The sequence below is a fragment of the Thioclava sp. NG1 genome (genome assembly GCF_003122275.1).
GTDB classification, from domain to species: domain Bacteria; phylum Pseudomonadota; class Alphaproteobacteria; order Rhodobacterales; family Rhodobacteraceae; genus Thioclava; species Thioclava nitratireducens.
Map to the genome: position 1 here is coordinate 62,633 of NZ_QFBB01000011.1, position 25,259 is coordinate 87,891.

Annotated in this window: 25 protein-coding genes; 16 read left to right on the forward strand and 9 right to left on the reverse strand. The window is 63.5% G+C overall.

The genetic code is table 11. The features are described from left to right. The first annotated feature begins 95 nt into the window (after positions 1 to 95). Positions 96 to 266 carry a hypothetical protein gene (locus tag DEM26_RS20435; RefSeq protein ID WP_158275152.1) on the forward strand — a complete coding sequence of 57 codons (171 nt, stop codon included), beginning with the start codon at positions 96 to 98 and terminating at the stop codon, positions 264 to 266. Here DEM26_RS20435 and DEM26_RS17415 read toward each other — a convergent pair whose 3' ends face one another. Genes DEM26_RS17415 through DEM26_RS17430 form a run of 4 tightly spaced genes read right to left on the reverse strand, consistent with a single transcriptional unit; the run spans position 267 to position 3,849 of the window. After that, positions 267 to 1,262, reverse strand: coding sequence for a DUF4062 domain-containing protein (locus DEM26_RS17415; RefSeq protein ID WP_109172953.1), 996 nt, complete (start codon positions 1,260 to 1,262; stop codon positions 267 to 269). It lies immediately after the preceding gene. 2 nt (positions 1,263 to 1,264) lie between these two features. Continuing rightward, positions 1,265 to 3,037 (reverse strand): phage terminase large subunit family protein, encoded by a 1,773-nt coding sequence (locus tag DEM26_RS17420; protein WP_233243176.1) that lies wholly within the window; start codon positions 3,035 to 3,037, stop codon positions 1,265 to 1,267. Beyond that, complete coding sequence (locus tag DEM26_RS17425; RefSeq protein ID WP_109172955.1) at positions 3,030 to 3,347, reverse strand: hypothetical protein; 318 nt, start codon at positions 3,345 to 3,347, stop codon at positions 3,030 to 3,032. Before DEM26_RS17425 ends, DEM26_RS17420 begins: the two co-directional genes overlap by 8 nt. Continuing rightward, a complete protein-coding gene (locus tag DEM26_RS17430; protein ID WP_109172956.1) occupies positions 3,337 to 3,849 on the reverse strand; it encodes a hypothetical protein in 513 nt (170 codons plus the stop codon). The genes DEM26_RS17425 and DEM26_RS17430 overlap by 11 nt, the downstream gene beginning before the upstream one ends. Positions 3,850 to 3,953: 104 nt before the next feature. On the opposite strand from DEM26_RS17430, the gene DEM26_RS17435 reads away from it, so the two are divergent. Then, positions 3,954 to 4,226, forward strand: a complete 273-nt coding sequence (locus tag DEM26_RS17435; protein ID WP_109172957.1) for a hypothetical protein — start codon at positions 3,954 to 3,956, stop codon at positions 4,224 to 4,226. A 419-nt stretch (positions 4,227 to 4,645) separates the two neighbouring features. Here the strand turns inward: DEM26_RS17435 and DEM26_RS17440 are convergent, their stop codons facing one another. Then, positions 4,646 to 6,811 (reverse strand): VapE domain-containing protein, encoded by a 2,166-nt coding sequence (locus DEM26_RS17440; protein WP_109172958.1) that lies wholly within the window; start codon positions 6,809 to 6,811, stop codon positions 4,646 to 4,648. Between the two features lie 766 nt (positions 6,812 to 7,577). Here DEM26_RS17440 and DEM26_RS17445 point away from each other — a divergent pair. The 7 genes from DEM26_RS17445 to DEM26_RS17475 all read left to right on the forward strand — a co-directional run bounded on the left by DEM26_RS17445 (position 7,578) and on the right by DEM26_RS17475 (position 15,563). After that, a complete protein-coding gene (locus tag DEM26_RS17445; RefSeq protein WP_109172959.1) occupies positions 7,578 to 8,681 on the forward strand; it encodes a transporter substrate-binding protein in 1,104 nt (367 codons plus the stop codon). Further along, a complete protein-coding gene (locus DEM26_RS17450; RefSeq protein ID WP_109172960.1) occupies positions 8,678 to 9,286 on the forward strand; it encodes an ANTAR domain-containing response regulator in 609 nt (202 codons plus the stop codon). Before DEM26_RS17445 ends, DEM26_RS17450 begins: the two co-directional genes overlap by 4 nt. After that, positions 9,264 to 10,151 (forward strand): ABC transporter permease, encoded by an 888-nt coding sequence (locus DEM26_RS17455; RefSeq protein WP_075776567.1) that lies wholly within the window; start codon positions 9,264 to 9,266, stop codon positions 10,149 to 10,151. Before DEM26_RS17450 ends, DEM26_RS17455 begins: the two co-directional genes overlap by 23 nt. Next, on the forward strand, positions 10,151 to 11,071 hold the full coding sequence (locus DEM26_RS17460; protein WP_075776568.1) for an ABC transporter permease: 921 nt from the start codon (positions 10,151 to 10,153) through the stop codon (positions 11,069 to 11,071). The genes DEM26_RS17455 and DEM26_RS17460 overlap by 1 nt, the downstream gene beginning before the upstream one ends. 74 nt (positions 11,072 to 11,145) lie before the next feature. Next, the gene (locus DEM26_RS17465; RefSeq protein WP_075776625.1) at positions 11,146 to 12,777 is read left to right on the forward strand and encodes an ABC transporter substrate-binding protein; all 1,632 of its coding nucleotides are present in this window, start codon (positions 11,146 to 11,148) and stop codon (positions 12,775 to 12,777) included. Positions 12,778 to 12,783: 6 nt separating this feature from the next. After that, entirely contained in the window at positions 12,784 to 13,743 is a 960-nt protein-coding gene (locus tag DEM26_RS17470) for an acetamidase/formamidase family protein (RefSeq protein ID WP_109172961.1), read from the forward strand. A 5-nt stretch (positions 13,744 to 13,748) separates the two neighbouring features. Further along, on the forward strand, positions 13,749 to 15,563 hold the full coding sequence (locus tag DEM26_RS17475) for an ABC transporter ATP-binding protein (RefSeq protein ID WP_109172985.1): 1,815 nt from the start codon (positions 13,749 to 13,751) through the stop codon (positions 15,561 to 15,563). 97 nt (positions 15,564 to 15,660) lie between these two features. Here the strand turns inward: DEM26_RS17475 and DEM26_RS17480 are convergent, their stop codons facing one another. Together DEM26_RS17480 and DEM26_RS17485 are read right to left on the reverse strand one after the other, a co-directional pair. Further along, complete coding sequence (locus DEM26_RS17480) at positions 15,661 to 16,521, reverse strand: polysaccharide deacetylase family protein (protein WP_075776570.1); 861 nt, start codon at positions 16,519 to 16,521, stop codon at positions 15,661 to 15,663. Positions 16,522 to 16,533: 12 nt separating this feature from the next. Beyond that, complete coding sequence (locus tag DEM26_RS17485; RefSeq protein ID WP_075776571.1) at positions 16,534 to 17,166, reverse strand: TetR/AcrR family transcriptional regulator; 633 nt, start codon at positions 17,164 to 17,166, stop codon at positions 16,534 to 16,536. Positions 17,167 to 17,305: 139 nt separating this feature from the next. Here DEM26_RS17485 and DEM26_RS17490 point away from each other — a divergent pair, with 139 nt between their 5' ends. From DEM26_RS17490 to speB, 6 genes are read left to right on the forward strand one after another with little or no spacing between them, the layout of a single operon-like run. Continuing rightward, a complete protein-coding gene (locus DEM26_RS17490; protein ID WP_088734574.1) occupies positions 17,306 to 18,367 on the forward strand; it encodes an ABC transporter substrate-binding protein in 1,062 nt (353 codons plus the stop codon). A gap of 58 nt (positions 18,368 to 18,425) precedes the next feature. Next, a complete protein-coding gene (locus DEM26_RS17495) occupies positions 18,426 to 19,226 on the forward strand; it encodes an ABC transporter permease (protein ID WP_077701206.1) in 801 nt (266 codons plus the stop codon). Between the two features lie 2 nt (positions 19,227 to 19,228). Next, a complete protein-coding gene (locus tag DEM26_RS17500) occupies positions 19,229 to 20,023 on the forward strand; it encodes an ABC transporter ATP-binding protein (RefSeq protein WP_075776572.1) in 795 nt (264 codons plus the stop codon). Further along, positions 20,020 to 20,787 (forward strand): SDR family NAD(P)-dependent oxidoreductase, encoded by a 768-nt coding sequence (locus tag DEM26_RS17505; protein ID WP_199224695.1) that lies wholly within the window; start codon positions 20,020 to 20,022, stop codon positions 20,785 to 20,787. Before DEM26_RS17500 ends, DEM26_RS17505 begins: the two co-directional genes overlap by 4 nt. After that, positions 20,784 to 21,515, forward strand: coding sequence for an SDR family NAD(P)-dependent oxidoreductase (locus DEM26_RS17510; protein WP_088722698.1), 732 nt, complete (start codon positions 20,784 to 20,786; stop codon positions 21,513 to 21,515). The genes DEM26_RS17505 and DEM26_RS17510 overlap by 4 nt, the downstream gene beginning before the upstream one ends. 13 nt (positions 21,516 to 21,528) lie before the next feature. Beyond that, a complete protein-coding gene (gene speB, locus DEM26_RS17515) occupies positions 21,529 to 22,497 on the forward strand; it encodes an agmatinase (protein WP_109172962.1) in 969 nt (322 codons plus the stop codon). Between the two features lie 100 nt (positions 22,498 to 22,597). Here speB and DEM26_RS17520 read toward each other — a convergent pair whose 3' ends face one another. Next, positions 22,598 to 22,960, reverse strand: coding sequence for a hypothetical protein (locus DEM26_RS17520; RefSeq protein ID WP_088718712.1), 363 nt, complete (start codon positions 22,958 to 22,960; stop codon positions 22,598 to 22,600). Between the two features lie 477 nt (positions 22,961 to 23,437). Next, on the reverse strand, positions 23,438 to 23,854 hold the full coding sequence (locus DEM26_RS17525; protein WP_075776577.1) for a c-type cytochrome: 417 nt from the start codon (positions 23,852 to 23,854) through the stop codon (positions 23,438 to 23,440). Between the two features lie 519 nt (positions 23,855 to 24,373). Between DEM26_RS17525 and DEM26_RS17530 the strand changes: the two genes are divergently transcribed. Beyond that, the gene (locus DEM26_RS17530) at positions 24,374 to 25,246 is read left to right on the forward strand and encodes a Crp/Fnr family transcriptional regulator (RefSeq protein ID WP_088718713.1); all 873 of its coding nucleotides are present in this window, start codon (positions 24,374 to 24,376) and stop codon (positions 25,244 to 25,246) included. The last annotated feature ends 13 nt before the right edge of the window (positions 25,247 to 25,259 follow it).

Below are 25,259 nucleotides of genomic sequence, written 5' to 3' on the forward strand. Positions count from 1 at the left end.
GTGTTGGCTTCGGGAAGGGCCAACAGTCGAGTGCACGAAGTGACTGGGCGGGGCATCCTCGCCCGCCCGGTCACACCCGACAAAAGGAAATTATCATGACATTGCGCCAAAAGCTCGAAGCCTTGGCTTACCGCAGCTCTCCGCCGGTAATAGCGGCAGCGTTTGCATTACAAAGGTTGGATGAGCTTGGGCTCGATGATTATCCGGAAATTGGATTTGACCCAGACCTCATGAAACGCCTAATTCACGTCCAGAAGCTCCTCTGACTACGACTTTTTAACGACTCTCTTCTCAAGAAACAGATTCCGCCCCTTGTTAGTTAGAGAAAGAAACTCTTGAATCCCGCCCTGAGTGGCCTGAGCTTGTCGCGCCGATATCAATCCAAGCGCAATAAGTTGTGCTTTTATTGTGATCATATCGGTGTCTCGGATATCATATACGGGTTCTAAGTCCCAATCTTCAGCCAAGGCTCTAATTCCCTGGGTTATAACACCGTCCATCATCGGTCGCGTCAGGCACCCGGCGACAGCAACAAAAATATCTGACCAAGTTGCACCAATGTTCTTGGCTGCATACCTTGGCGATCCATTGACTCTGCCTGTCCTAACGCGACATCTTATAGTGAAAACCTCGTCAAAATCAGCCAGCCCATCTACAATGGGTTCGGACATAGCTCTGATCTTCTCAAGCTCTTCTTTAAGAGACGCATTTTCCTGAAGTGCTTTGTTTGCTTGGGCAAGCAACTCATCGCTTGCCGCAGCATCGCCGCGAATCCAGCCCTGCTTGGGGTGGTCATCAAAGGCGTGCATCAGAGCTTTCACCACCATCATCTCCAAATCTTGTCGAGTATTCCACATCCTCACAAGACGACCATTCATCGCCTTCTCGCGGAAGGCATTTAAAGCGTCAATTGCCTCTTGCGTTGTTTCGCTTTTACCAACGGGAATCGCGGCGGGATTGTTATGAACAAAAACGATAACCACCTTTTCCGTTTCGATCGCGTAGTCATACTCTCGCTCGGTAAAACTAATACCAGCTTCATCTAAAGACCCATAGCGCCCACCAATAATCAAAAGGTAGTAGTCACACTCATCGATCACGCGCTTGATATACTCAAGCTGGTCAACATCGGAAGCGGGAAACAGCTCCATTCCGGCCGGGATATGCTTCAAGTCAAGAATGTTGCGTATAGCGTCCTGACGTTCGTCAGCCAGATCGCGAAAGGTAGATGAAACGAAAATCTGATATTTCTTATTGGCCAACTCTACTGCCCCTCAAGCCATTTACTTTTGGCCACGGTAGCGCGGCGCTTGGGCATTGTCACCGCCTGAACTTCTTCGGCGCGGCGGTCCACGTTGGCGTTGACCAGATTGCGCACGGCCATTGCGTAGATGACGCAATCGAGGGATTCCGCCCTGCGACCCGGAGTGCGCTCCCATTGCCGGATCGGTGCGCCCTTGCGGTAGTGGACCACCAGCCGTTCGGACGCCAGCTCTTCATAAAAGCGCCCTTCCAGCGTATCAGAAAAGCGGACAGAGCGGCCACGGGTCAGTCGATTGATAAGCTGCCCCTTGAGCCCGTCCACGCCCACAATGAAGAGCCGCGCGCCCCGCGTGTCGCTGGCCTTAATCGCCTGCCGGTCGCCCGATGCGCCCTTCACGGCATAGATGCGAAGGCCCATGCGCGGGCGGCAGAAGCCAAGAACTCGGTCCATCGTCACGCCGTCGCCCGCATCAATGCCCGTGGCGTCCACCCGCAGGAAGCCGCCCTTGGGGTGCTTCCAGACTGTTCGCAGGGCGTCGTCCAGCTCGGCCCACACGCCGTCCCCCATCGGGTCGCCATAGATCACGTCTTGCGCCAAGATGAAGACTTCATCCCTGCCCCATCCCACGAAGACCATTTCCAGCCGGTCGCGCTGCACGTCCACGCCACAGGTGACAAACAGCACGTCTCCCGGGATCGCATCGGGCAGCCCAAAAGGCTCGGCCCGGGCGGCCAGTGCCGCGTCATCAATCTCTTCGGCGGCCTCGCGCCAACCTTGGCCCATGAGGGTGTTGGTCCAGACTTGCAGCTTGTCGGGGTGCGCCTTCGATTCAAGGAACTCTTGGGCGATCTTGCCCCAAGAGGCGTTGGCCAGCGTGGACACAAGCGCGTTGAGCCGGAAACCGGCGTGGCCCTCCACCTCGGGCCGCGTGATCCGCCAGCGCCCGGCGGCCACCATTGCGGGCTTCTGCCGCTCTTCGGTCACGGCCCCGCAGCTCGGGCAGACATAGGCGGCCTTCAGGGGCTCGCCCTCGGGCCATTGGATGTCTGCCCACGTGATCTCATGGAAGTCGCCACAGTGCGGACACGGGCACTCATATACGCGGGTGTCGCTGTTGGCGTAGGCCCGCAGCACGTTGGACGTGGCCTCAAGCGTGGGCGTGCTGCCCAGCACGATCTTGCGATTGGGAAAACTAAGGGTGCGGCGTTCGGCTAGCGTGAGGGGCGAGCCCTCGGCCCCCGGCTCCATCGCGTCGGCTTCATCGATCAGCAGGACACGGACGTTGTGGCGGCGCAGGTTGCGGGGGCTCTTGGCGGCCACCACCTTAAGGCTGCCGCCGGGGAAGCGGCGAGACAGCAGCGTGTTGCGCCCGGCTTCGTCGGTCTCGGCTGACATGAGCCCCTTCAACTCCGGCGTGGCCGAGAAGATTGGTTCCAGATCGCTCACCACGTAGTCGCGGGCGTCCGCCTCGGTCGGCTGCAAGACCATGATCGGCGCGGGCTCATTGGCGATGTATGCGGCCACGGTGCCCGAAAGCAGCGTGGTCAGCCCGACGCGCACCGGCTTCACCACGGTCACGCGCTCTATGAGCGGGTCGGAAATGGCTTCAGCGATGCCCCGTTGATACGGCCAGAGCGTGACTCGCCCCGGAGTGGCCGAGACGCCTTCAGGCAACCGCATGGTGCCTTCGATCCAATCGGGCAGGCTCAGGCGCGGCGGCGGCTTCAGAGCGGCCATAGCGTTGCGGCGGGTGCGGGTCAGGGCGTCAGTCACGGCAAAGCCTTCTGTAGACCCTGATGCCCGGAAGCAGATCGGTCGCATCTACTGCGCTATCATCAAGCTTCGTGGCAATGCCTTCTAAAATTCTCACCGTTTCCATTGACGCCGGAGAATTCTTCACCGTAGCGCTAAAAATATCAGAAGCTATTCCTTGCCTGATTTCCGAGATGCGCAGGTTTTGCTTTGCCAGAATTTGAAGCGTTGTTCCCAATTCGGCACATTCTGTTTCAGTTATTTCCTGTGCAAGCAGAACACCCGGGAACAAACAAATAAACGTAGCTGCAAAAAACTTTCTAGCCATCATTTCGATTCTCCTCTTTCGTCAACTCAATGAGCACGTCGCGAACTTCAGCGTCCAGCGCGGCAAGGTCATGCGGGGTCAGGTGGCCGAGCTTGCCAGCGGCTCGGCTCGGTAGAGCGAGGAAGGCGGCACGCACGTCCCGCAAGACGCCAGCCCACTCGCGTTCCACCTCAGCGGCGGCGATAAGCTCGCCACGGGCTCGGGCGTTCTGGAAGGCGAGCTTGTCCGCGTTCTCTTTCGCGAGCCGGAGCTTTTCGGCGGCCAGCTCGGCGTCGGCCCGGCGGCCAGTGGCCCCGGCACGGGCGTTCTCGCAATAGGCCCGGATCGCGGCCCGGAGGGGAAACCGCTTGTCAGCGTTCCGGGGGATCACGCCTTCCCGGGCGAGGGTCGAGACGCGGTTGGCGGTCAGGCCGAGCCATTCCGCCAGCTCACCAGCGGTCACGCCCTCGGGTTCCGGGCCACCCACCAGCGCGTCGATTTCTGCCATTTCAGTCTTGGGGATCATGCGGGCCTCTCACTCTTTGCACCAAAGCTCCAAGTTCTCGCCACATTTGCTCGCCAGAACTCATCAAACTAATGATTTTGAAAACTAAAATACTGGAGATTGGCATGATTTGGGCCGGGCGACTAAATGCGATTATTGCACTGATCGCGATCTTTGGCGGCATTGTTTGCATAGCTGGCGCACTCATTAATTCTGACGGCGGCACGGCGGCGATGGCACTCAGCTTTTTTGGCGTCTTCATCCTATTCGGTGCCCTTTTCGCAAAAATCGGTTTTGTTCTCGCGGATACGATCTACCGTGCGGCAAAGGGCAAACCGCTCATCTATGATCAAAAGGTCACTTTTGACCGCGCGAGGGGAGCGAACATCTCTGAGTGAATCCCAGCAGAAGCCATCAGTTGGGTTTTCATTCCTGATTTTCTTGTAAAGCGACAAGAACCGGGGCTCCGCGTCCCCCCCGACGCGCCCAGAGGGGAAAGGACCCACACGGGAACGTTGGGAACGCCGGTAAAGCCGGGAACGCCCGCCCCACGGAAGGGGTGGATACCCACCGCTCAAGGTATCCACCTCCAAGAGGCTGTAATCATTGGCTTTATCTGAGGGGTGGATACGGTGGATACCTTTTCCCCATTGTAGTGCCTGAGCCCTGCTAGCCACGGGGCGGGCAGCCGTCTTGCTTCCCCAGTAGTTTTTTCGGGAATAGGTATCCACCGTATCCACCAGACGAATTTCACCCTGTAAAACAGATGGTTGCAGGTGGACACCCGTATCCACCAAGGTATCCACCGTATCCACCTTCATCCCTGCACCCTCCGCCAGACGTTGCGCCGCTTGGTCTTGTGCACCGCCCAGCCCAATTCCCGGAGCACGGCCCCGGCTCGGTTCTGGTCCGCCCGGGTATGCCGCCCCGGCAGAATACCAAGTGCCCCATTCAGGACTTCCGAAACCGTCACCTCTTCCCGGGGCACGGGCTCGCCACCTACCTCTTCAACCATCCCTTCAAGCCACCGGGAAACGTCGTCCATCCAGCTATCGGAAACATAGGCGGCAGCTTGAACCGGCGCGGCGTGCTCGGCCTCAAAGTCGCGGTCCAGCCACCACGGTTCGCCCGCCTTGAACGCGGCCACGGCTTCCGCAAAGAGCTGGTCGCGTTCGGCGGCCAATGCCTCCACGTCAATTACCCGCGTTACCGTCACCGGCCAGAAGCGCCGCCCGCCCGTGGCGTCCCGCAAGAACTGGTCTTCGTTCGTCGTCCCGACAAAGACACACTGGCGGGGGAACGCTTCGTCAAATTTGGCATAGGGAAGCCGCACCCGATCCACCGCCCCCGAAAGGAACGCCTTCAGGTCTTCGGACTCACTCTTCCGGGACGGTGCCAGCTCGGCCAGCTCCACCAGCCACTTGCCTTGCAGGTGACGGATTGCATCGGTCTTGTCGCCACCGATGGACGGCAGCGTGTCGCTGAAATACTCGGCCCCCGCCAAGACGCGGCAAGCCGTGCTCTTGTTCTGGCCTTGCCGCCCGGACAGGACAAGCGTGTGGTCCTGCTTGCATCCCGGCTTCATGACGCGGGCCACCATCGCAATCAGAAACTTGCGCCCGACGGTGCGGACGTAGGGCGAGTCCTCGGCCCCCGCGTGTCGCACCAGCCAAGATTCGAGCCGTTCCGTGCCATCCCAAACCAAGGCGTTGAGCTGGTCGCGGATCGGGTGATAGGCGCACTTCTGGGCAACGGCGTGGGCAGCATCGGCCACCATTTCCTTGCCCACGGTTTCGAGCCCCCGGCGTTCCAGCGCCATGCGGGCGAGCGACACGGCGGCGTCATTGAGCTGCCCGTCGCGCCATTCGTCCCGCCCGCTCATGAGGTTCTTGGCAAGCCCGGGAAGGATTGAGTCGAGATTGCGCCCAAGGTAGACGGTCGTGTTGAAGAGGTTGATGACGGGCCGGTCGCCTCGCATCATCGGCGTGCCCCATTCGACTTTAGACACGGCCTTAGAAGGGGTGCCCACAAGCGCCGCAATTGCCGTATCCTCTTCCGCGTCGGGGCCGTCGAAGTCTTCGGCAGCCGTCGCCGCCCGCCACGCCTCAACGTCGGGGTGCGTCCACCCGGCGTCTATTGCAGGGCGCAAGATCGCCCAGACGCTCGCCCGCTCGCCAGTATAGGCGTTTTCGCGGCACCACTTGGACTCGGCCTCATGGTGGTCATAGCCGCCCCAGCCTTCGGACCATTCATGCCAAAGTGCATTGCCCTCTTCGGAGCCGCCGGTTTCGTCCACGATGATGCGGCAGACCTTGAACCACTCCGCGTCAGAGCCGAAGAGACGTTCCCGGGTTTCATGGGACAGGGAAAGAAGAGCGGCCCGAAGCGCGTCGAAAGAGAGCCCGGACGGCTCGGCCCCGGAGCTGGCCCGGATCGCGCGCGGTTGCATCGGCAAGGCGGCAGGCCACGCGGGCAGACAATGCACGTCCCGAAGATCGGCCCAAAGGTCCAGATCGCCCGATTTGAAGGAATAGCCCTTGGCCCCCGGCGCAACGGCAAAGCCCCGCTCGCCGCGCACGTCCACACCTGCCAGCCCGTCCTTGTCTTGGCCCACGCTGCACCTGAGCCCCGGCTTGTGCTCAAACCACAGGTGCAGGCCGCCGGAAACCGTCTCCACCACAATGGGCGACTCCGGCTCAAAGCCAAGCTGGCGCAAAGCCTCCGAGCCGTCCTTGCCGTCTTTTCGGTCAAGGTCCAGCACAGCGATTCCAGACGGCTCGCCCGTCGGGAAGGCGGGCATGGCGTCGGGCCACCTCTTCCACCATTTGCGGACTTGGCCTTCGTCGGTCGTGGCCGCGTCCTTCCACTTCACCAGCGGGCGTTTCTTCGCGTCCACCGGGAAGACAGGGATGCCAGCTCGGGCGAGGTCCAGAGCGGCAGAGACTTGGCCTATAGGGGCATTGGTGCTATATTTTGGAGGCATCGTATATTCCACTTTCGGTGCCGCGACACGGGGACTTAGCCGGTCCCGCTAGTCAGATTTCATGGCCCCCACTGGTCGCAGCCGGTGGGGGTTTTTGTTTCCCGAGTTGGGTCCGAAAGGTTTGACAAATGCCCTGAAAAGCTATGGAAATCAGTGAAGAGGATTTAGGAGGTTTGACAGCCTAAGTGATTGAAAAAGCTTAGATCGTCGATTCCCTGTCTCTCCGCCACTTTCCCCGGCAAATGAATGTGGGGAAAATATCCACTAAAATCAGCGCTTAGATAGCGTAGCTCGGCGCGTGGCCCGCCTCTTTCGGTGAATTTGCCATGCGAGCGGAGCGCTTGCCCTTTTTCCCGGCTTCCGAATTTTGGCAAACAGCCGCCCCCTGCGGAAAGTCAGAGGCTCCCGGATCGAAGCCAGTCGCCGCGCCGGCAGCATTGTTCCCGGCGGCAGACGCGGCGCGTCGTGCTCGGACGAACGAAACCGATCCCTCCAAAACCGATTCTCACCGGCGTGTGACAAAACATTGCTCTCAGATGACGGTTTTGTGCACAAATTTTGTGCAGCCACCGCGAAAAATCCACCTCTGAGCTGTGAACCCGCTGGGGTTTCGCAATTTGCGCTTGCCGCCTGAGTCTCACGCTGCAAATTTGGTTCCACATCGGAACAACCCGAACGGCAATTGCGCCTCGCTTTGACACCGCTTTCCTGCGGCAAGTCAGCGGGGCGTTTTGCGTTTTGGATCAGGGGTGCTGCGGGAGCGGATATGAAGAAACGGATCGAACTTGGCCTGCTATATTCCCGCTCGGGGAGCTATTCTCTGATTTCAGAGGCTTGCCGGACCGGGGCGCTGAGCGCGATTGCAGAGATCAACGCGATGCCCGATTTCCCGCTCACCTTTGCTCCGGTCGAGCGCGACCCAGAGGGCAACATCGACGCCTATGGTCCGCTCTGCGAGGAAATTCTGCGAGACAGCGATGCCCGCCACGTGATCGGCTGCGTCACGTCGTGGAGCCGCAAGGAAGTGATCCCGACGCTGGAGAAAGCGGGCGGTACGCTCTGGTACGCGGTGCCCTACGAAGGGTTCGAAGCCTCCGATCATGTCGTCTACACCCATGCCTGCCCGAACCAGCACCTGCTGCCAATGCTCGGCTGGGCCTTCGCCCGGCTGGGACGGCGGGGCTTCCTGACCGGCTCGAATTACATCTGGGGCTGGGAGATGAACCGGCTCGCCCGAGACGTGATCTCGACCGCTAGCGGCGAGGTTCTGGGCGAACGTTACCTGCCGCTCGGCTCGCTTGATGTCGACCGGATGATTGCTGAAATTCGCGCAACCCGGCCCGATTTCATTCTCAACAACCTGATCGGCCCGTCGCAATACGCCTTCCTCGAAGCCTATCACAGGCTCGGTCAGGAGGACGCCCATTTCCGGCCCGAGACCTGCCCGATCCTCTCGTGCAATCTGACCGAATGCGAATTGCCCGCGATCCATCCGGGCGCGGCCGAGGGGCTCGTGGCCGCCGGGCCGTATTTCCGCGGCGCGACCGGCTGGCCGCAGGCGCAGCGCAATTTCGGCTCCTCGCATGAAGCGGCCGCTTGGTCTTCGGTCTATCGTCTCGCGCTTCTGCTCTCGGGGCACGAAGACGCCCCGGGCCAGAGCCTCGCACAACTCTTGCACGATGCGCCGCAGGGTACCGAGGGCATCGACGCCTCGACCCACCATACCGCCCTGCCCGTCCTGATCGCGCAGGTCGAGAACGGCGCTTTCACCGTTCGCGAGCGGTTCGAAGCCGTCGCGGGCGACCCCTATCTCGCACGGGGTCGCAACGCGGTCTCGCCCGGCGCGCCCCGACTGAAGGTGGTGTCATGAAACGCAAGATCCGCATCCCCGATCTCGGTGGCGCCCGCGCCTATATCCTGCATCGCCCGCACGCGACCGTGCAGGCGCTCGAGCGGCAGTTGCGCGCGATCGGACTGACGGTCGTGCATTGCTGGCCCGAACTTCCGGCGGAAGCGCTGTCGGGCGATTTCGTCTTCTTCGACGCGGATCAGGGCTATGACGAGCAATTCCCGTGGAAGCCGGGGCAAAGCCCGATGCCGATGATCGCGCTGATCGGGACCGAAGCGCCGGGCCGGATCGAATGGTCGCTGGAAGCCGGTGCCCATGCGCAGCTCCTCAAACCGGTGGGCGATGGCGGGGTCTATTCAGCGCTGCTGATCGCGCGGCTCGGTTTCGAGGCGCGGGCGCAGCTTTCGGCGGAGATCGCGGATCTGCGTCGCCGCCTCGACGAGCGCCAGACGGTGGTGCGGGCGGTCACTCTGCTGGCCGCGCGGGGAAAGAGTGAGGCGGAGGCCTATGACCAGCTCCGCCAGATGGCGATGGCCTGGCGCGTGAGTTTCGAGGATGCCGCGCGCCGCATCGTCGCCAACCATGACGAACAAAGGAAGAGTGATGACCGACGCGACCTTGGCTGAGGGACCGGCCCGACCGCAAAGCGCCTTGCGCCGCCTGATGCGCCGCAAGCTCGCCCTTCTGGGCTTTGCGATCATCGCGATCGTAACGCTTGGCGCGATCTTCGCGCCGTGGATCGCGCCATTCGAGCCGCAGGACCAGATGTTCGACGGGCTGACGCTGGAAGGCGCCCCCATGCCGCCGGGCGAAAAGTTCTGGCTCGGCACCGACCTTCTCGGCCGCGACCTGTTCTCGCGCATCCTTTACGGCGCGCGGACCTCGCTGATCATCGGCGTCGTCGCCAACGGCCTTGCGCTGATCATCGGCACGCTGATCGGCGTGACGGCAGGCTATTTCCGCGGCTGGATCGGTGCGGTGCTGATGCGCTTCACCGACCTGATGATGGCCTTCCCGGCGCTGCTGCTGGCGATCTGCCTCGCCGCTATCTTCACGCCGTCGCTGTGGATCGTCGCGATGGTGATCGCGCTGGTGAACTGGGTGCAGACGGCGCGCGTGGTCTTCACCGAGACCTCCGCGCTGGCCGAGCGTGAATTCGTCGCCGCCGAGCGGACCCTCGGCGCGGGCACCGTGCGTATCCTGTTCCGCCACATCCTGCCGCATCTGGTGCCGATGATCATCGTCTGGGGCACGCTGGGGATTTCGACCACGGTGCTGCTGGAGGCGACGCTGAGCTATCTCGGCGTGGGGGTTCAGCCGCCGACGCCGAGCTGGGGCAACATCATCTTCGAGAACCAGACCTATTTCCAGGCGGCCCCTTGGCTCGTCTTCATCCCGGGCGCCGCGATCCTGCTGCTGGCGCTGTCCTTCAATCTCGTGGGCGACGCATTGCGCGACGTGCTCGACCCGACGCAGAGAGGGCGTGACTGATGCTGGCCTATCTGATCCGACGCCTGATCCAGGCTGCCCTGATCCTTCTCGGCGTCTCCTTCATCACATTCTTCCTGCTCTTCGTGCTGCCGGCCGACCCGGTGCGTCAGATCGCGGGCCGCTCGGCCACGCCCGAGACGGTTGCCAATATCCGCCACCAGCTGGGCCTCGATCAGCCCTTCATCGTGCAATACTGGCGCTACCTGACCGGGTTGTTCCAGGGCGATATGGGCCGCAGCTACCTGCAGAAGACCGAGGTCGCGACGCTGGTCGCCGCGCGTCTGCCCGCGACGCTCCTGCTGATGCTGGGCGCGATCGTCGCCGAACTGATCATGGGGCTCACGCTGGGCATCGTCGCCGCGATCCGCCGCGGCGGCGCGCTCGACCAGTCGCTGATGATCACTTCGTTCGTCGCGGTCTCGGCGCCGCAATTCGTGGTCGGCCTGCTTCTGCTCTATGTCTTCGCGGTCAAGCTGAGCTGGTTCCCGATCGGTGGCTACGGCAGCTTCTCGAACCTCGTGCTGCCGGCGCTGACCCTCGGGATCATGGGCTCGGGCTGGTACAGCCGGATGATGCGCTCCTCGATGATCGACGTGCTGCGCTCGGACTATATCCGTACCGCGCGCGCCAAGGGTCTGCGGCGCTTCCGGGTGCTGGCGCTGCACGCGATGCCGAACGCCATCCTGCCGATCATCGCGATGATCGGGATCGATATCGGCATCTTCATGTCCGGCATCGTCGTCGTGGAAAGCGTCTTTGGCTGGCCCGGCATCGGGCAGCTCGCCTGGCAGGCGATCCAGCGCGTCGACATCCCGATCATCATGGGCGTCACGCTCGTATCCGCCTGCGCGATCGTGCTGGGCAACCTGCTGGCCGACCTGATCACACCTTTCATCGATCCGCGCATCAAGCTGCGCTGATCGCAACCAGAGCCCCGGAGGAACCGGGCCCCTCGACCAACGTCCAACGGAGAAAGAGAGACAAAATGAGCTTGATGAGAAAGATGCTCGTGACGAGCACCCTCGCGGTGTCGCTGGGCTTCGGCAGCTTTGCCGCGGCGGCGGACTACACCCCCGACCCGAACGCCAAGGAAGGCGGCGATATCGTCATCACCTACAAGGATGACGTGGCCACGCTGGACCCGGCGATCGGTTATGACTGGCAGAACTGGTCGATGATCAAATCGATCTTCGACGGGCTGATGGATTACGTTCCCGGCACCACCGAGCTGCGCCCCGGCCTCGCCGAGAGCTACGAGATCTCGGATGACGGCACGGTCTTCACCTTCCACCTGCGCAAGGGCGTAAAGTTCCACAACGGTCGCGAAATGACCGCCGAAGACGTGAAATACTCGCTCGACCGCGTGACCACGCCCGCGACCCAGTCGCCCGGCGCAGGCTTCTTCGGCTCGATCAAGGGCTATGACGCGATGGCGGACGGCTCGGCCACGAGCCTCGAAGGCGTGACCGTCGTCGATCCCTACACCGTCAAGATCGAGCTGTCGCGCGCCGACGCGACCTTCCTGCACGTGATGGCGCTGAACTTCGCCTCGGTCGTGCCGAAGGAAGCGGTCGACGAATACGGCACCGATTTCGGCAAGCATCCCGTCGGCACCGGCGCGTTCAAGCTCGCCGACTGGACGATCGGCCAGCAGCTCGTGTTCCAGAAGAACGCCGATTACTGGCGCGAGGGCATCCCCTATCTCGACACCATCACCTTCGAGGTCGGCCAGGAGCCGATCGTGGCCCTGCTGCGCCTGCAGAAGGGTGAGGTGGACGTGCCCGGCGATGGCATCCCGCCGGCGAAGTTCAACGAGGTGATGAACAATCCCGACGAGGCCAAGCGCGTCGTCATGGGCGGCCAGCTGCATACCGGCTACATCACGCTGAACACCCAGATGGCGCCCTTCGACAAGGTCGAGGTGCGTCGGGCGATGAACATGGCGATCAACAAGGATCGCATCGTGCAGATGATCAACGGTCGCGCCACGCCCGCGAACCAGCCGCTGCCGCCGTCGATGCCGGGCTATACCAAGGATTACGAAGGCTACCCCTTCGATCAGGAAAAGGCCAAGCAGATGCTCGCGGATGCGGGCTATCCCGACGGCTTCGAGACCGAGCTCTACGTGATGAACACCGATCCGAACCCGCGTATCGCCCAGGCGATCCAGCAGGACCTGTCGCAGATCGGCGTGAAGGTCGACATCAAGGCGCTGGCGCAGGCCAACGTGATCGAAGCGGGCGGCACGCCGAAAACCGCGCCGATGATCTGGTCGGGCGGCATGGCGTGGATCGCCGACTTCCCCGATCCGTCCAACTTCTACGGGCCGATCCTGGGTTGCGCGGGTGCGGTCGAGGGCGGCTGGAACTGGTCGTGGTACTGCAACAAGGAACTCGACGCGATGGCGACCGAGGCGGACTCGATTACCGACCCGGCCAAGCAGGACGAACGCCTGCAGAAATGGTCCGACGTTTACATGAAGGTCATGGAAGACGCGCCGTGGGTGCCGGTGTTCAACGAGAACCGCTACACCATGAAGTCGAGCCGTATGGGCGGCGAAGATGCGCTCTATGTCGACCCGGTCTCGATCCCCGTGAACTACGACTACGTGTACGTGACGGAGTAAGCGCGCATGTGCAAAGCCTGTGACTATACGATCCACGGCGCACAGCACCATTTCGGCTGGGACAACTCGCTTGTCCCGGCCGAGACGGTGGCCCCGGGATCGACCATCGAATTCCATTGCCACGACAGCTCGGCCGGACAGCTCGGACCGTCCTCGACCGTGGAAGACGTCAAGACGCTCGATTTCGGCAAGATCAACCCGGTCTCCGGCCCGATCTATGTCGAAGGCGCGAAACCCGGTGACGTGCTAAAGGTCACCATCGACAGCTTCACCCCGCGCGAGCAGGAAGGCTCCGCCTGGGGTTGGACCGCCAACATTCCGGGCTTCGGCCTGCTGGCGGATCAGTTCGAGGATCCGGCGCTGACGATCTGGAAATACGACGCTGGCTCGCCCGACAAGGCGCTTTGGGGCAGCGAAGGCAAGGTGGGTCTCAAACCGTTTTGCGGCACGATCGGCGTCGCCCCGGCAGAAGCCGGCCCGCATTCCATCGTCCCGCCGCGCCGCGTGGGCGGGAATCTCGACATTCGCGATCTGGCGGCGGGCACCACGCTCTACCTGCCGGTCGAGGTCGAGGGCGCGCTGTTCTCCGTGGGCGACACCCATGCCGCCCAAGGCGATGGCGAGGTCTGCGGCACCGCGATCGAAAGCCCGATGAACTGCGTGCTCAACTTCGACCTGATCAAGAACGAGACGCTGAAATTCCCGCGCTTCACCACGCCGGGGCCGGTCACGCGCCACCTCGACACGGCGGGCTACGAGGTCACGACGGGCATCGGCCCGGACCTGATGTCGGGCGCGCGCGATGCGGTCTCGGGCATGATCGACCTTCTGTGCGCACAGCGCGGCATGTCGGCGGTCGACGCCTATATGCTGGTTTCGACCTGTGGCGATCTGCGCATCTCCGAGATCGTCGATATGCCCAACTGGGTCGTCAGCTTCTACTTCCCGAGAAACGTGTTCGAATGATCGAAATGCAACAAACGAAAGCCGGGGCCGTCATGGCCCCGGAGCCCGCCCAGCCGGTGCTCGCCGTCGAAGGTCTCACCATCTCGGTGCGCTCGGAAGGGCGCGAGCGCGCGTTGGTCAGCGATCTGAGCTTCACGCTCGCACGCGGCGAGACCATCGCCATCGCGGGCGAGAGCGGGTCGGGCAAGTCGCTGACCTCTCTGGCCATCATGGGTCTGTTGCCGCCCCCTGCCCTTCGGGTCAGTTCCGGCGCCATCCGCTTCCATGACGAAGACCTGACGCGCCTGCCCGAGGGCCGGATGCGCGCCATTCGCGGCAACCGCATCGCGATGATCTTCCAGGAGCCGATGACCTCGCTCAACCCGGTGCTGACGATCGGCTTGCAACTCTCCGAAGCGATCCGCGCGCATGAGCCGGTCTCGAAGCCAGAGGCTCGGACCCGTGCGCTTGAGGCGCTGCGGCGTGTGCGCATCTCCGAACCCGAGCGTCGCATGACGCAATATCCGCACGAGCTGTCCGGCGGCATGCGGCAGCGCGTGATGATCGCGATGGCGCTGGCGTTGCGCCCCGACGTGCTGATCGCCGATGAGCCCACGACCGCGCTCGACGTTACGGTGCAGCGCGAGGTGCTCGACCTGCTGCGCGATCTGCAGGACGAGATGGGAACGGCGATCATCCTGATCACCCACGACATGGGCGTCGTCGCCGAGATGGCCGAGCGGGTCATCGTCATGAAGCAGGGTCAGGCGGTCGAGACCGGCCCTGTCTCGCAGATTTTCACCGCCCCGCGCGAGGCCTATACGCAAGACCTGCTGGCCGCGGTACCGCGCATGGGCGATGGCAGCGGCGCTGCGGGCGCGTCGCCGGATGCCAAACCCGTGGCGCGGTTGCGCGACGTGAAGGTGCATTTCGACATACGCGGCGGTATCCTGTCGCAGGTCACGCACCGGGTGCACGCGGTCGAGGGTGTCAGCTTCGACATCATGGAGGGCGAGACCTTCTCGCTCGTGGGTGAAAGCGGCTGCGGCAAATCCACCATCGCGAAGGCGCTGACCGGCCTCGTGCCGCATCAGGGCCGCATCGAGGTCGCAGGCCACAGGATGGGCAGTTTGAGCGGCGCGAAGATGAAGGAGATGCGCCGCGACGTGCAGATCGTTTTTCAGGACCCGATGGCCGCGCTAGATCCGCGGATGCGGGTGGGCGATCTGGTGGCCGAGCCGCTGGTGATCCATGGCATCGGTACCCCCGAGGAGCAACGCGAGAAGGTCGCGGCGCTGTTCGAACGCGTCGGCCTCACCCGCGATCAGCTCGACCGCTATCCGCACGAGTTCTCGGGCGGCCAGCGCCAGCGAATCTGCATCGCCCGCGCGCTGGCGCTGCAGCCCAAGCTGATCGTGGCGGATGAAAGCGTCTCGGCGCTGGATGTGTCGGTGCAGGCACGGGTGCTGGACCTGCTCGAGGCGCTGAAGCGCGAGTTCGGCATCGCGTACCTGTTCATCAGCCATGACATGGCCGTGGTCGAGAACATATCGGACCGGATCGCGGTGATGTATATGGGGCAAATCGTGGAGATGGGCACGCGGGCGCAGATCTTCGGCGCACCGCAGCACCCCTACACGAAGCGCCTGATGGCCGCCGTGCCGATCCCCGACCCCGACAAGGTGCGCGAACCCATTCCGCGCCTCTCCGGCGAGGTTCCCAGCCCGGTCTACAAGCTGGGCACCGGCCCGCAGCGGCTCACGCTGCGCGATGTTGGCGACGGACACCTGGTGGCGGATGGTGATCTCCCCGCGATGCCCTCCGACACCGCGGCCGAATAAGCGCGAACAGCCAACAGATAAACGAAAACACCGCGGCGCTGTTCGGCGCCGCGGTGTTCTATTTGGCAGATCGGTGGCCTTCGTTCCCGAAGCGGCTTTACGTCTCGACGCCGATCCGTTCGTGGCGAAGCGTCGCCTCCGTAGCTTTCGCATGGCTGGCGATCTCTTCCATCGGTGCGAACCAGACGTCGCCCGTCGCCACGGCGCGTTCCAGCAGCCTTTCCATCTCGCGCCAGCGCGCCAACCGGCCCGTCAGGAACGGGTGGAGCACCGGCATCCAGAACCCGCCTGCCTCGTGCATCGCGTCGAACTCCTCGGCGAAGGCGCGGATGCCATCGGAGGGCGCACGGATCGGCATCAGGTAGTCGATCTCGCCGAAATGCGCGAAGGGCGGCCAGTCATCGGTGCCCCAATGCGGCGGCATCTCGATCAGGCTGCCTTTCGGGGTTTCGACGCGGTAGGGCAACTCGTCGGCCATCATCGAGCTGTCATAGAGAAACCCGTGCTCGATCAACCGGTTCAGCATCGCGGGCGTGAAGGAATAGACCGGCGCGCGATAGCCGCGCGGCTTGCGGCCCGTCATCGAGACATGAACCTCCAGCGCGCGCTCGAACAGCTCCGCCTCGCGTTCGTCGGAATGTTCCATCGGGTCTTCGTGCATCCACGAATGGTGCCCGATTTCGTGCCCTGCCTTCAGGATCGCCTCGACCGTCGCGGGATAATTCTGCATCACCCAGGCGGGCATGAAGAAGGTCTGCGTGAGGCCCAGACGGCGATAGGTCTCGAGGATGCGCGGCACCGCGACCGTCGGCCCGTAGCGACCCATCGAAATCGGCTGCAGGCGCAGCTCGGCATCGTCAGGACGGGCGGTGCGGATCAACGAATCCGCGTCGATATCGAAGGTCACGCAGGCGGCGCAGCGCTTGCCCTCGGGCCAGGTGATCGGGTTGAGAAACATGTCACTCTCCGCTCAGGAAGGATCGGCGGACACCGGGAGCGTCACCGAGAACAGCGCCACGATATCGTTGCGCAGCCAGGTCTCGATATCGTCCCGGCGCGCGGCGTCGGTGGAAATGAACTGGATGAAACGGGCGTTCTGCAGCTGGAACAGCGCGCGGCCCAGGTGGAGCGGGTTGAGATCGGCACTGAGCCGGCCGTCCCGCTGCATCGCCTCGATCCGGCGCACCAGCACCGAGGCAAGCTGTTCGTCGAGCTTGAAATAGGCCTTGGACAGCTGCGTGCCCGCCTCGATCGTGACCGCAGCGATGACCTGACGCCAGATTTCCTTCTCCAGCGTCTGCATCGCGTGTTCCATGATCTCATGTGCGAAGGCGAGCGTCAGCTCGACGAGATCGGCCTCTTTCCCGGGCAACCTGGCGTCGAGCCGTTCCAAGAGCTGCTTGTCGCTCTCGATGACCAGCGCAAGCAGCACCCCCGCCTTGGTTCCGTAGTAGTTGTGGACAGTCACCCCCGAGACGCCCGCGGCGACCGCGATCGCCTCGATCGTCGTCTTGTCATAGCCCTTTTCGCGAAAAAGCTCTTTGGCCGATGTCACGATGCGGTTGCGACGGTCTTGTTTTTGTTGGGCGCGCAGGTTGCTCACAAGGTCCTCCTAGGGTTGCGAACAGTTGTCTGCGATGGCTCGTTTTTGGTCAAGACAAAATTTTTATTGCATAAAAGTTTTTATCTCATAAAGTTTTCTTCACAAGATCAAGAATCCATACCAACAGCGAGGTCCGCTTATGCGCTCCGTTCTCAAAATCGCCGCCGCCTCCGCGGTCGCCCTCTCCGCGGGCAGCCTCTCCGCTGCCGCCGCTGAAACCGTCAATGTCGGGGTCTGCGTCTCCTGGCCGGGCTATGCCATGCTCGAAGTCGCCAAGGAGCAGAACCTGATCCCCGATTACGATCTCAACATCACGATCTTCGAAGATCCGCTGGGCGGGCATGCCGCCCTCGCCGCGGGTCAGATCGACGTCTATGGTTGCACCGCAGATTACACGCCGCTGGTCGTGGATCGCGGCACCGACGTGGTGAACGTGGCTCAGCTCAACCCCTCCTACGGGGTCGATCACGTCATCCTCGCACCGGACACCGAGCCCACCGACCTGCCGGGCAAGAAGGTCGCGGCCCCGCAGGCCTATATCGGCCAGCTGCTGATGGGGATCTGGCTCGATTCCGAGGGCATCACCCCCGATCAGGTGGAATGGGTGAACCTCAACGCCGATGAAGCCGTCGGTCCGATGATGTCGGGCGACCTGTCCGCCGCCTACATGTACGAGCCGTGGATTTCCAAGGTGCTCGAGGCGAAACCGGGCGCGCGCTCCATCGTCGACACCTCCGATCCGGAAATGCTGAAGACCGGGATCTTCATGGACGCGCTCTACATGAACAAGAAGTTCATCGCCGATAACCGCGAGGCGGCGCTGGCGGTACTGAAGGCGCGCTGGGATGGTCTGGCCTACTGGAACCAGCATACCGAAGAGGCCAACAAGATGATCGCCTCCTTCCTGCAATGGCCCGCCGAGGATGTCGGCTACGTCATCGGCACCAACGGCAAGTCCTTCGAGGGCGGCATCTACATGATGGATTTCGACGAGTCTGCCCGGCTCTGCGGCGTGCTCGACGGCGAAGGCCCGCTTGGCATGGCCAACGGCTCGATGGTCGACTCGATCGCGATGACCAATGACTGGTGGATCAAACTCGGCCTGATGGAAAACAAGGTCGATGCGTCGAAGGGCGTCGACTGCTCGCTGATGGGCGATCTGGTCAAGTCCGGCTACCGCCAGAGCCTGACCGCACACTAACACACGCGGGAAGCGCCACGTCCCGGCGCTTCCCTTCCCCCAAGCCGGAGCATCTGCCTTGAGCGCCCGACCCACTCCCTTTCTCCAGCTGCGCAAGCCCGTGAACCGCCGTCAGAAGCTGCTTTCCGCGCTCGCCGTCTGGGTGCTGTTCTTCGGCATCTGGATCGTCGCCTCGGCCAGCGGTCTGGTGAACCCGCTTCTCGTCCCAGCCCCGCATCAGGTCTTCGCGACCACCTTCGATCTGTTCTTCAGTCGCGGGTTCAGCAGCGATGTCCTGATCTCCATCAGCCGCGTGCTGATCGCCTTCGCGCTGGCCAGCGCCGTGGCGGTGCCGCTGGGCGTGATGATGGGCTCCTTCCCCGCGATCGAGGCGTTCTTCGCCCCCTTCGTTTCCGCCTGGCGCTATCTGCCCGCGCCGTCCTTCATCCCGATCCTGCTAATGTGGTTCGGCACCGGCGAGGCCCCTAAACTGGCGCTGCTGTTCCTCGGGGTGATCTTCTTCCTGATCACGCTGATCATGGATCACACCAAGAACGTCCGCGAGGAACTCGTCGAGACTGCCCTCACGCTAGGCGCACCGCGCCGCAAGGTCGTGGCTCGCGTGATCTTCCCCGCCGTTCTGCCCGATATCGTGACCGCGATGCGCCAGATGCTGGCGATGACCTGGACCTATCTGGTGATCGCCGAGATCGTCGCCTCCACCACCGGCATCGGCGCGATGATGATGCGCGCGCGACGTTTCCTGAAGACCGATGAAATCCTGTCGGGGATCATCGTGATCGGGGTGCTGGGCCTGCTGTTCGACCTCGCCTTCTCCGCCCTGCATCGCTGGGCCTTCCCTTATCTGAGAAAGAGCTGAGCATGGCTGCCGAAACCGCATTGGAAATCCGCGAAATCACGAAGGAATTCGAGCTGTCGGGCGGGCGCAAGCTGGTCGCCGTCGAGGGCGCGGGCTTCACCGTCGAACGCAACTCCATCTGCGTCCTTCTCGGCCCGTCGGGCTGCGGGAAATCGACGATCCTGCGCATGATCGCGGGGCTCGAGACCCCGAGCGGCGGCGAGATCGTCATCGGCGGCCGTCGCGTAGAGGGACCGGGCCGCGACCGGGGCATGGTCTTTCAGGCCTATACCTCCTTCGACTGGCTGACGGTGCGCAAGAATGTCGAGTTCGGGATGCAGATCAACGGCGTCCCGGCCGCCGAGCGCCGCGAACGCGCGGAGCGATTCATCAATCTCGTAGGCCTCGGGAAATTCGCCGAAGCCTACCCGTCGCAACTCTCGGGCGGGATGCGTCAGCGCGTCGCCATCGCGCGCACGCTCGCCAATGACCCCGAGGTCTTGCTGATGGACGAGCCGTTCGGCGCACTCGATGCCGAGACCCGTTGGCTGATGCAGGAGCTGATGATCGACGTCGCTGAGAAGACCAACACGACGATGGTGATCGTCACCCACGATCTGGAGGAGGCGATTTTCCTCGCCGACAAGATCGTCTTTCTCTCGAGCCATCCGGGCCGGGTGAAAGAGGTGATCGTGCCCGAATTCAAGCAGGGCGCGCGGATCGCCGACAAGGAAAAGGCCGTGAAACTGGAAGGCTACTCCGACCTGGAGGGGCATCTGATGCGGCTGATGAGAGAGGAAGGACGCGGCAAGGAATGAGTGTGACATTCGACTTCACCGGAAAGACCGTTCTGGTCACCGGCGCATCGAGCGGGATCGGCTATGGCATCGCCGAAGGGTTTGCCCGCGCCGGCGCCGACCTGATCATTCTGTCAGAGACCGACGCGATCTATGAGGCAGCCGAGAGCCTGCCCGGCAAGGTCCGCGCGATCCGCTGCGACATCGCCGAGGCGGAGATGGTGACCGAGGCGCTGGCCGATATCGAACGCGTCGATGTGCTGGTGAACAATGCAGGGCTCGAGCGCCCCACGCCGCTCACCGGCGACAATCCCACGGGCAACGCGATGTTCGAGCGGATCGTGGCGATCAACGTGACCGGCACGCAGAACGTGACCGACGCGCTGATCTCGCGCATTCCCGAGGGCGGGCGCATCGTGATCACCGCCTCGATCTGGGCGCGCACCGCCGTACCGGGCTTCTCGGCCTACGTCGCCAGCAAACACGCCCTTCTGGGGCTGACCCGGACATGGGCGCAGGAGCTGGGCCCCCGCGGCATCCGCGTCAACGCGATCTGCCCCGGCTGGGTGAAAACCGGGCCGGCGGCCAATTCGCTGCGGGAACTGGCGGAGTCCAGCGGGCGCAGCGAGGCCGAGGTCGAGGCCGAGATCATGGCCGCGCAAGCCATCGACGGGCTGATGGTGCCCGCCGACATGGCCGATCCGTATATGTTCCTCGCGTCCGAGGCTGGCGCGAATATCACCGGTCAGGCGCTCAACGTCGACCGCGGCGAGGTCATGTCATGAGCCTCGACGGTAAAGTCGCACTGGTCACCGGCGGCTCGCGCGGGATCGGGCGCGCAATCTCGCTGGCGCTGGCTGCACAAGGCGCGAAAGTCGCGTTCTGCCATCCCGACGATGCGCAGGCGCGCGAAACGCTCGCCGAACTTCAAAAGCTGACCGAGGCGGAATCCCTGCCCGCCGACGTCTCCGACGAAGCGCAGGTCGAGGGGATGTTCGACGCCGTCAAGTCGCGGTTCGGGCGGATCGACATCCTCGTGAACAACGCGGGAATCCTGCGCGAAAGCCCGATTGCCGAGACGAAGATAGACGAATTCGACCGCGTGATCGCGGTGAACCTGCGCGGCACATTCCTCGCCGCCCGTGCCTTCGTGCGCAGGGCCGAGGAAGGCCGGATCATCAATATCGCGAGCGATCTGGGTTTTCTCGGGCGCGAGGAAATGTCCGCCTATACCGCCTCTAAGGGCGGGATCATCGCGCTCACCCGGACACTCGCGCGCGAACTGGCACCGAAGGTCCTTGTCAACGCCATCGCGCCGGGCTCGATCGAGACCGACATGACGAGCCCCGCCTCGATGAGCCCCGAACAGCTGGCAATCGACATGGCGACGCCCCTCGCCCGGTTCGGCCAGCCCGAGGATATCGCCGCGATGGCCTGCTATCTCGCGGGCCCGCAGAGCAATTTCATCACCGGTCAATGCTTCGGCGTGAACGGTGGCAGCGTCATGACCTGACAGGAGCGACCCCATGTCCAGCGATCCCTTTTTCCACCCCGTTTCCGGCTTCGATCTGCCCCGCTTCGCGGGCGTGCCGACCTTCATGCGCCTGCCGCATGTGCCGCTCGACGATCCGCGCCTGAGCGACGTGCAGATCGGTCTGATCGGCAGCCCGTGGGACTCCGGCACCACCAACCGTCCCGGCCCGCGCCACGGCCCGCGCCAGTTGCGCGATCTCTCGACGATGATCCGGGCGCAGAACGGCGCGACCGGCGTGCGCCCCTTCGAGATGGTCAACTGCGCCGATCTCGGCGATGTCGCCCCGAACCCCGCCGACATTCAGGACGCGATGGACCGGATCACCCGGTTTTTCGAGACGGTCCGCGAGCATGGAATCCGCCCGCTCACCGCAGGCGGCGACCACCTCAATTCGCTGCCGATCCTGCGCGCGTTGGGCAAGCCCGAGCCGCTCGGCATGGTACATTTCGACAGCCATACCGACCTGTTCCACAGCTATTTCGGCGGCACCATGTACACGCACGGCACGCCCTTCCGCCGCGCCATCGAAGAAGAGCTGCTCGACCCGAAACGCGTGGTGCAGATCGGTATTCGCGGCTCCACCTATGATAGCGAAGATCGCGATTTTGCCGACAGCGTAGGCGTGCGCGTGATCCCGATCGAGGAGTTCCACGCCCGCGGCGTCGAGGATGTGATGACCGAGGCGCGCGAGATCGTCGGTTCCAAGCCCACCTATCTCTCCTACGATATCGACTTCATCGACCCGGCTTTCGCGCCCGGAACGGGCACGCCCGAGGTTGGCGGCCCGAATTCCTATCAGGCGTTGCAGGTGATCCGTCTGCTCGACGGGGTGGATATCGTAGGCGCCGATCTGGTCGAGGTCTCCCCGCCCTTCGACCCTTCCGGCGCTACCGCCTTCCTCGGCGTCTCGGTGATGTTCGAGATCCTGTGCCAGATGGCCGTGACCATGACGCGCGGGTAACCGCGACCGCCCCCATCCTGCCCTGCCCTGTCCTGTCCCGGCATTTCGCAGGCCGCCCTTCACATTCCGGAGGACGGTCTGCGATGATCGCGGGACCGGCTCACCCCACCCAGCGCATCGCGTTCGCGCGGGTGCGATAAACCGGGGTCATATTGTTGGCGAGGCTCGCAGCGAGGTCGAGATCGGCGCTCAGCAAACTGGCGACCTCCTGCAGCGCGAGGCCGAGATAGCGCGCGATCTCTTGTGGAGAGAGGCCGAGATCGCGCAACGCCGAGACCTCCAATGTGCGGTCCGGTCCCGTTTTCCGAAGCCGCACTCCGGTCGGGCCGACCGTGTCGTCCGGTCTGGCGCGCGCGCCCGGCAGCGGCCACGGAACGGTCTCCGGCGCGAGGCCATCGTCCCGCGACCTTCGCGGCTGCGGCAGAAGGTCAGAACTGTTCTCGGGGGTGATCCAACGAAACATCCGCACACTCCTTCGAGCTTGGCTATGACGCCTCCCAGCTAAAACCAATCCGGCCAGCCGCGCCATTGACCGCCGTCAATGCGAAACCCGCAAACCCTCTCGGACGGTCTGTCTGGGCGGGGTTTCTCCCATTTCTCGCAGAGGTTTGCGACAGGCGCGAGACAGGGTCACAGTTGCGCGAAAAAAATTTGGTCAAAGCGCCGGAGAGTTTGGCCGGCCCTGCCTCTGGGCGCGTCAAACGTGACGAAAGGCCATCGTCCGACGCGCGATGTCGATGTTTTCACATCGGAAATCACACGACAACGATGACCCTTCGATCGATGGAGCTCTCCGTGTCGGGGCGGACCGGCCACCGGGCCGCAGCGCGCAGCGTATCCGTATGGCGATCTCCGTATCGACTCCTCGCATCGATTTCGGAAGTCTGCGCGCGATCCGCGCGACCTGCATTGACCAGCGACAATCGCGCGGCAGGTGCCTTCATTCCTGCAAGGTGGCGACATGCTCCGCGATCGCCAGCACCCGGCCCCGGATCACCGCCTCGGTTCCGAAACGCCCGACCAACGGCTCCAGCTCGTTGCGGAACAGCGCGCCGAAGACCGGCATCGGCCCGCCATGCCCGCGCACTTCCGTCCGCCCGTCGAGGATCTGGATAACCTTGAGCAGCGGGAACGTCCCGTCGTTGGCCGCAGACAACCCGGTCAGCGCGGGAATGTCCTGAATGAAGGCCTCTGCGAGCGGGCCGTCACCCTGCCCCTTCATGCCGTGACAGGCGGCACAATTGTCCGCATAAAGCTGCGCGCCCATCTCGTCGGACGTCATGGCGTCCTGAGCCGCGAGCGGTCCCGCCGCGCCGATCAAGACGAGAGCGAGCAGGAAAGGTCGAACCTGAGTCATTTGATATCCTCCCATATCGGTGGCCCAGCTTTCCCGCGGCGCGGTGCCGCGGCATTGTCCGCCGTCAATTCGGAGGCGTTGGCGGGGCGCGCCTGGTCCTACGCGCAGATAGCCGAGCCCCGCACCGGCGCCCTCGCTACGCCGCGATTGACGCCCGATAATGGCGCCTGCTCCGCGCTGGGGCATCATTTGGCATTCGCGGAAGGCTCGGGGTGACCTCGCTCGGTCGCCCCGGTCGAAGAGCATTTCGCGAATCCCGTCGGCCACCATGCGCCCCTCCCCGAGGCGTGGCCGGCGGGACCGAATTCATCGGCGTGGCGGTCTTTCTCCGCCGCCCTCTATCCCCTATGCTCCGCGCAACAATATTGCGCACAACGCCACTCAAATTTCATAAATTAACATTTCTCTACAATTCACCGCCTGACAGATGCCCTCCGACACGGCAAGATTCCTCTCGTCACGCAGGTGACCGTTGCCCGCGAACTGCCACCGACCGGGCGACCCAAGGGGGAGGGAAACATGTCAAGTATTCAGCCGATACGGCCGCAATTCGACGCGAAATGCGACGACTGCACGGCGCGCCAGACAGGGCTCTGCAGCGCTTTCGATCGTGACGCGCTACTCGATTTCGCCCGGCGCAGCTACCGCGAAACCTATCGCCAAGGAGCCGAGATCGCGGCACAGGGCGAAGCGGCGGACCGGATCGGGATCGTCGCATCCGGGCTCGTGAAACTCGTCGTTCTGACCGAAGGCGGCGACGAACACGTTCTGCAGATTCTGCGCACGGGCCACCTGATCGGCGACCCCGAACGCGAGGTGAACGGGTTCTCGAGCGAGGCCGCCACCGAGACCACGATCTGCTGGATGCCGCGCCAGACCTGGCACGGTTTTCTGCAGTCACATCCGCAAATCTTCCGGGGCTTCCTGTCGGCGCTGAACCGCCAATTCGAAGAATTGCAGATGAGCGTGGTGAAGATGCGCGGGCGCAGTACGGTGCAGCGGCTCGCGCTCTGGCTCGTGGAGCAGTTGCCCGGCGCGACCGAGGGCAGCACGCCGCAAATCCGCATCGTGCTGACCCGGCGCGATCTGGCCTCGCTGTTGGACATGACAGTGGAGACCCTGTGCCGCGCGCTGCACCAGATCGAGGAGCGCGGCGCGATCCGCCTGCTTGCGCCCGATCATCTCGCCGTCACCGATCTCGGGCGGTTGCGGCGACTTGCCAAGTTCCAGAACGAGCGGATCGGCGCGGCCCTTGCAGAACCCGCTCCCGCGCCGCGCCTGTCGGACTTCGACCGAGGGGCGATGGGCGGGAAAGCCGCGGCCATGCGTAGCGGCGCGGGACAAGCGCCCAAAGGCTCGCTGGCTGCCGCGTTTCCCGGGACGCGGCGCTAGGCAACCGCCCCGG

Coding starts and splice junctions, on each gene's coding strand:
- DEM26_RS17500 (WP_075776572.1), top strand. CDS start 19,229: ATGGCTGCCGAAACCGCATTGGAAATCCGCGAAATCACGAAGGAATTC.
- DEM26_RS17505 (WP_199224695.1), top strand. CDS start 20,020: ATGAGTGTGACATTCGACTTCACCGGAAAGACCGTTCTGGTCACCGGC.
- DEM26_RS17450 (WP_109172960.1), top strand. CDS start 8,678: ATGAAACGCAAGATCCGCATCCCCGATCTCGGTGGCGCCCGCGCCTAT.
- DEM26_RS17520 (WP_088718712.1), bottom strand. CDS start 22,960: ATGTTTCGTTGGATCACCCCCGAGAACAGTTCTGACCTTCTGCCGCAG.
- DEM26_RS17525 (WP_075776577.1), bottom strand. CDS start 23,854: ATGACTCAGGTTCGACCTTTCCTGCTCGCTCTCGTCTTGATCGGCGCG.
- DEM26_RS17445 (WP_109172959.1), top strand. CDS start 7,578: ATGAAGAAACGGATCGAACTTGGCCTGCTATATTCCCGCTCGGGGAGC.
- DEM26_RS17460 (WP_075776568.1), top strand. CDS start 10,151: ATGCTGGCCTATCTGATCCGACGCCTGATCCAGGCTGCCCTGATCCTT.
- speB (WP_109172962.1), top strand. CDS start 21,529: ATGTCCAGCGATCCCTTTTTCCACCCCGTTTCCGGCTTCGATCTGCCC.
- DEM26_RS17435 (WP_109172957.1), top strand. CDS start 3,954: ATGATTTGGGCCGGGCGACTAAATGCGATTATTGCACTGATCGCGATC.
- DEM26_RS17470 (WP_109172961.1), top strand. CDS start 12,784: ATGTGCAAAGCCTGTGACTATACGATCCACGGCGCACAGCACCATTTC.
- DEM26_RS17455 (WP_075776567.1), top strand. CDS start 9,264: ATGACCGACGCGACCTTGGCTGAGGGACCGGCCCGACCGCAAAGCGCC.
- DEM26_RS17425 (WP_109172955.1), bottom strand. CDS start 3,347: ATGATGGCTAGAAAGTTTTTTGCAGCTACGTTTATTTGTTTGTTCCCG.
- DEM26_RS17480 (WP_075776570.1), bottom strand. CDS start 16,521: ATGTTTCTCAACCCGATCACCTGGCCCGAGGGCAAGCGCTGCGCCGCC.
- DEM26_RS17465 (WP_075776625.1), top strand. CDS start 11,146: ATGAGAAAGATGCTCGTGACGAGCACCCTCGCGGTGTCGCTGGGCTTC.
- DEM26_RS17440 (WP_109172958.1), bottom strand. CDS start 6,811: ATGCCTCCAAAATATAGCACCAATGCCCCTATAGGCCAAGTCTCTGCC.
- DEM26_RS17430 (WP_109172956.1), bottom strand. CDS start 3,849: ATGATCCCCAAGACTGAAATGGCAGAAATCGACGCGCTGGTGGGTGGC.
- DEM26_RS17530 (WP_088718713.1), top strand. CDS start 24,374: ATGTCAAGTATTCAGCCGATACGGCCGCAATTCGACGCGAAATGCGAC.
- DEM26_RS17475 (WP_109172985.1), top strand. CDS start 13,749: ATGCAACAAACGAAAGCCGGGGCCGTCATGGCCCCGGAGCCCGCCCAG.
- DEM26_RS17490 (WP_088734574.1), top strand. CDS start 17,306: ATGCGCTCCGTTCTCAAAATCGCCGCCGCCTCCGCGGTCGCCCTCTCC.
- DEM26_RS17510 (WP_088722698.1), top strand. CDS start 20,784: ATGAGCCTCGACGGTAAAGTCGCACTGGTCACCGGCGGCTCGCGCGGG.
- DEM26_RS20435 (WP_158275152.1), top strand. CDS start 96: ATGACATTGCGCCAAAAGCTCGAAGCCTTGGCTTACCGCAGCTCTCCG.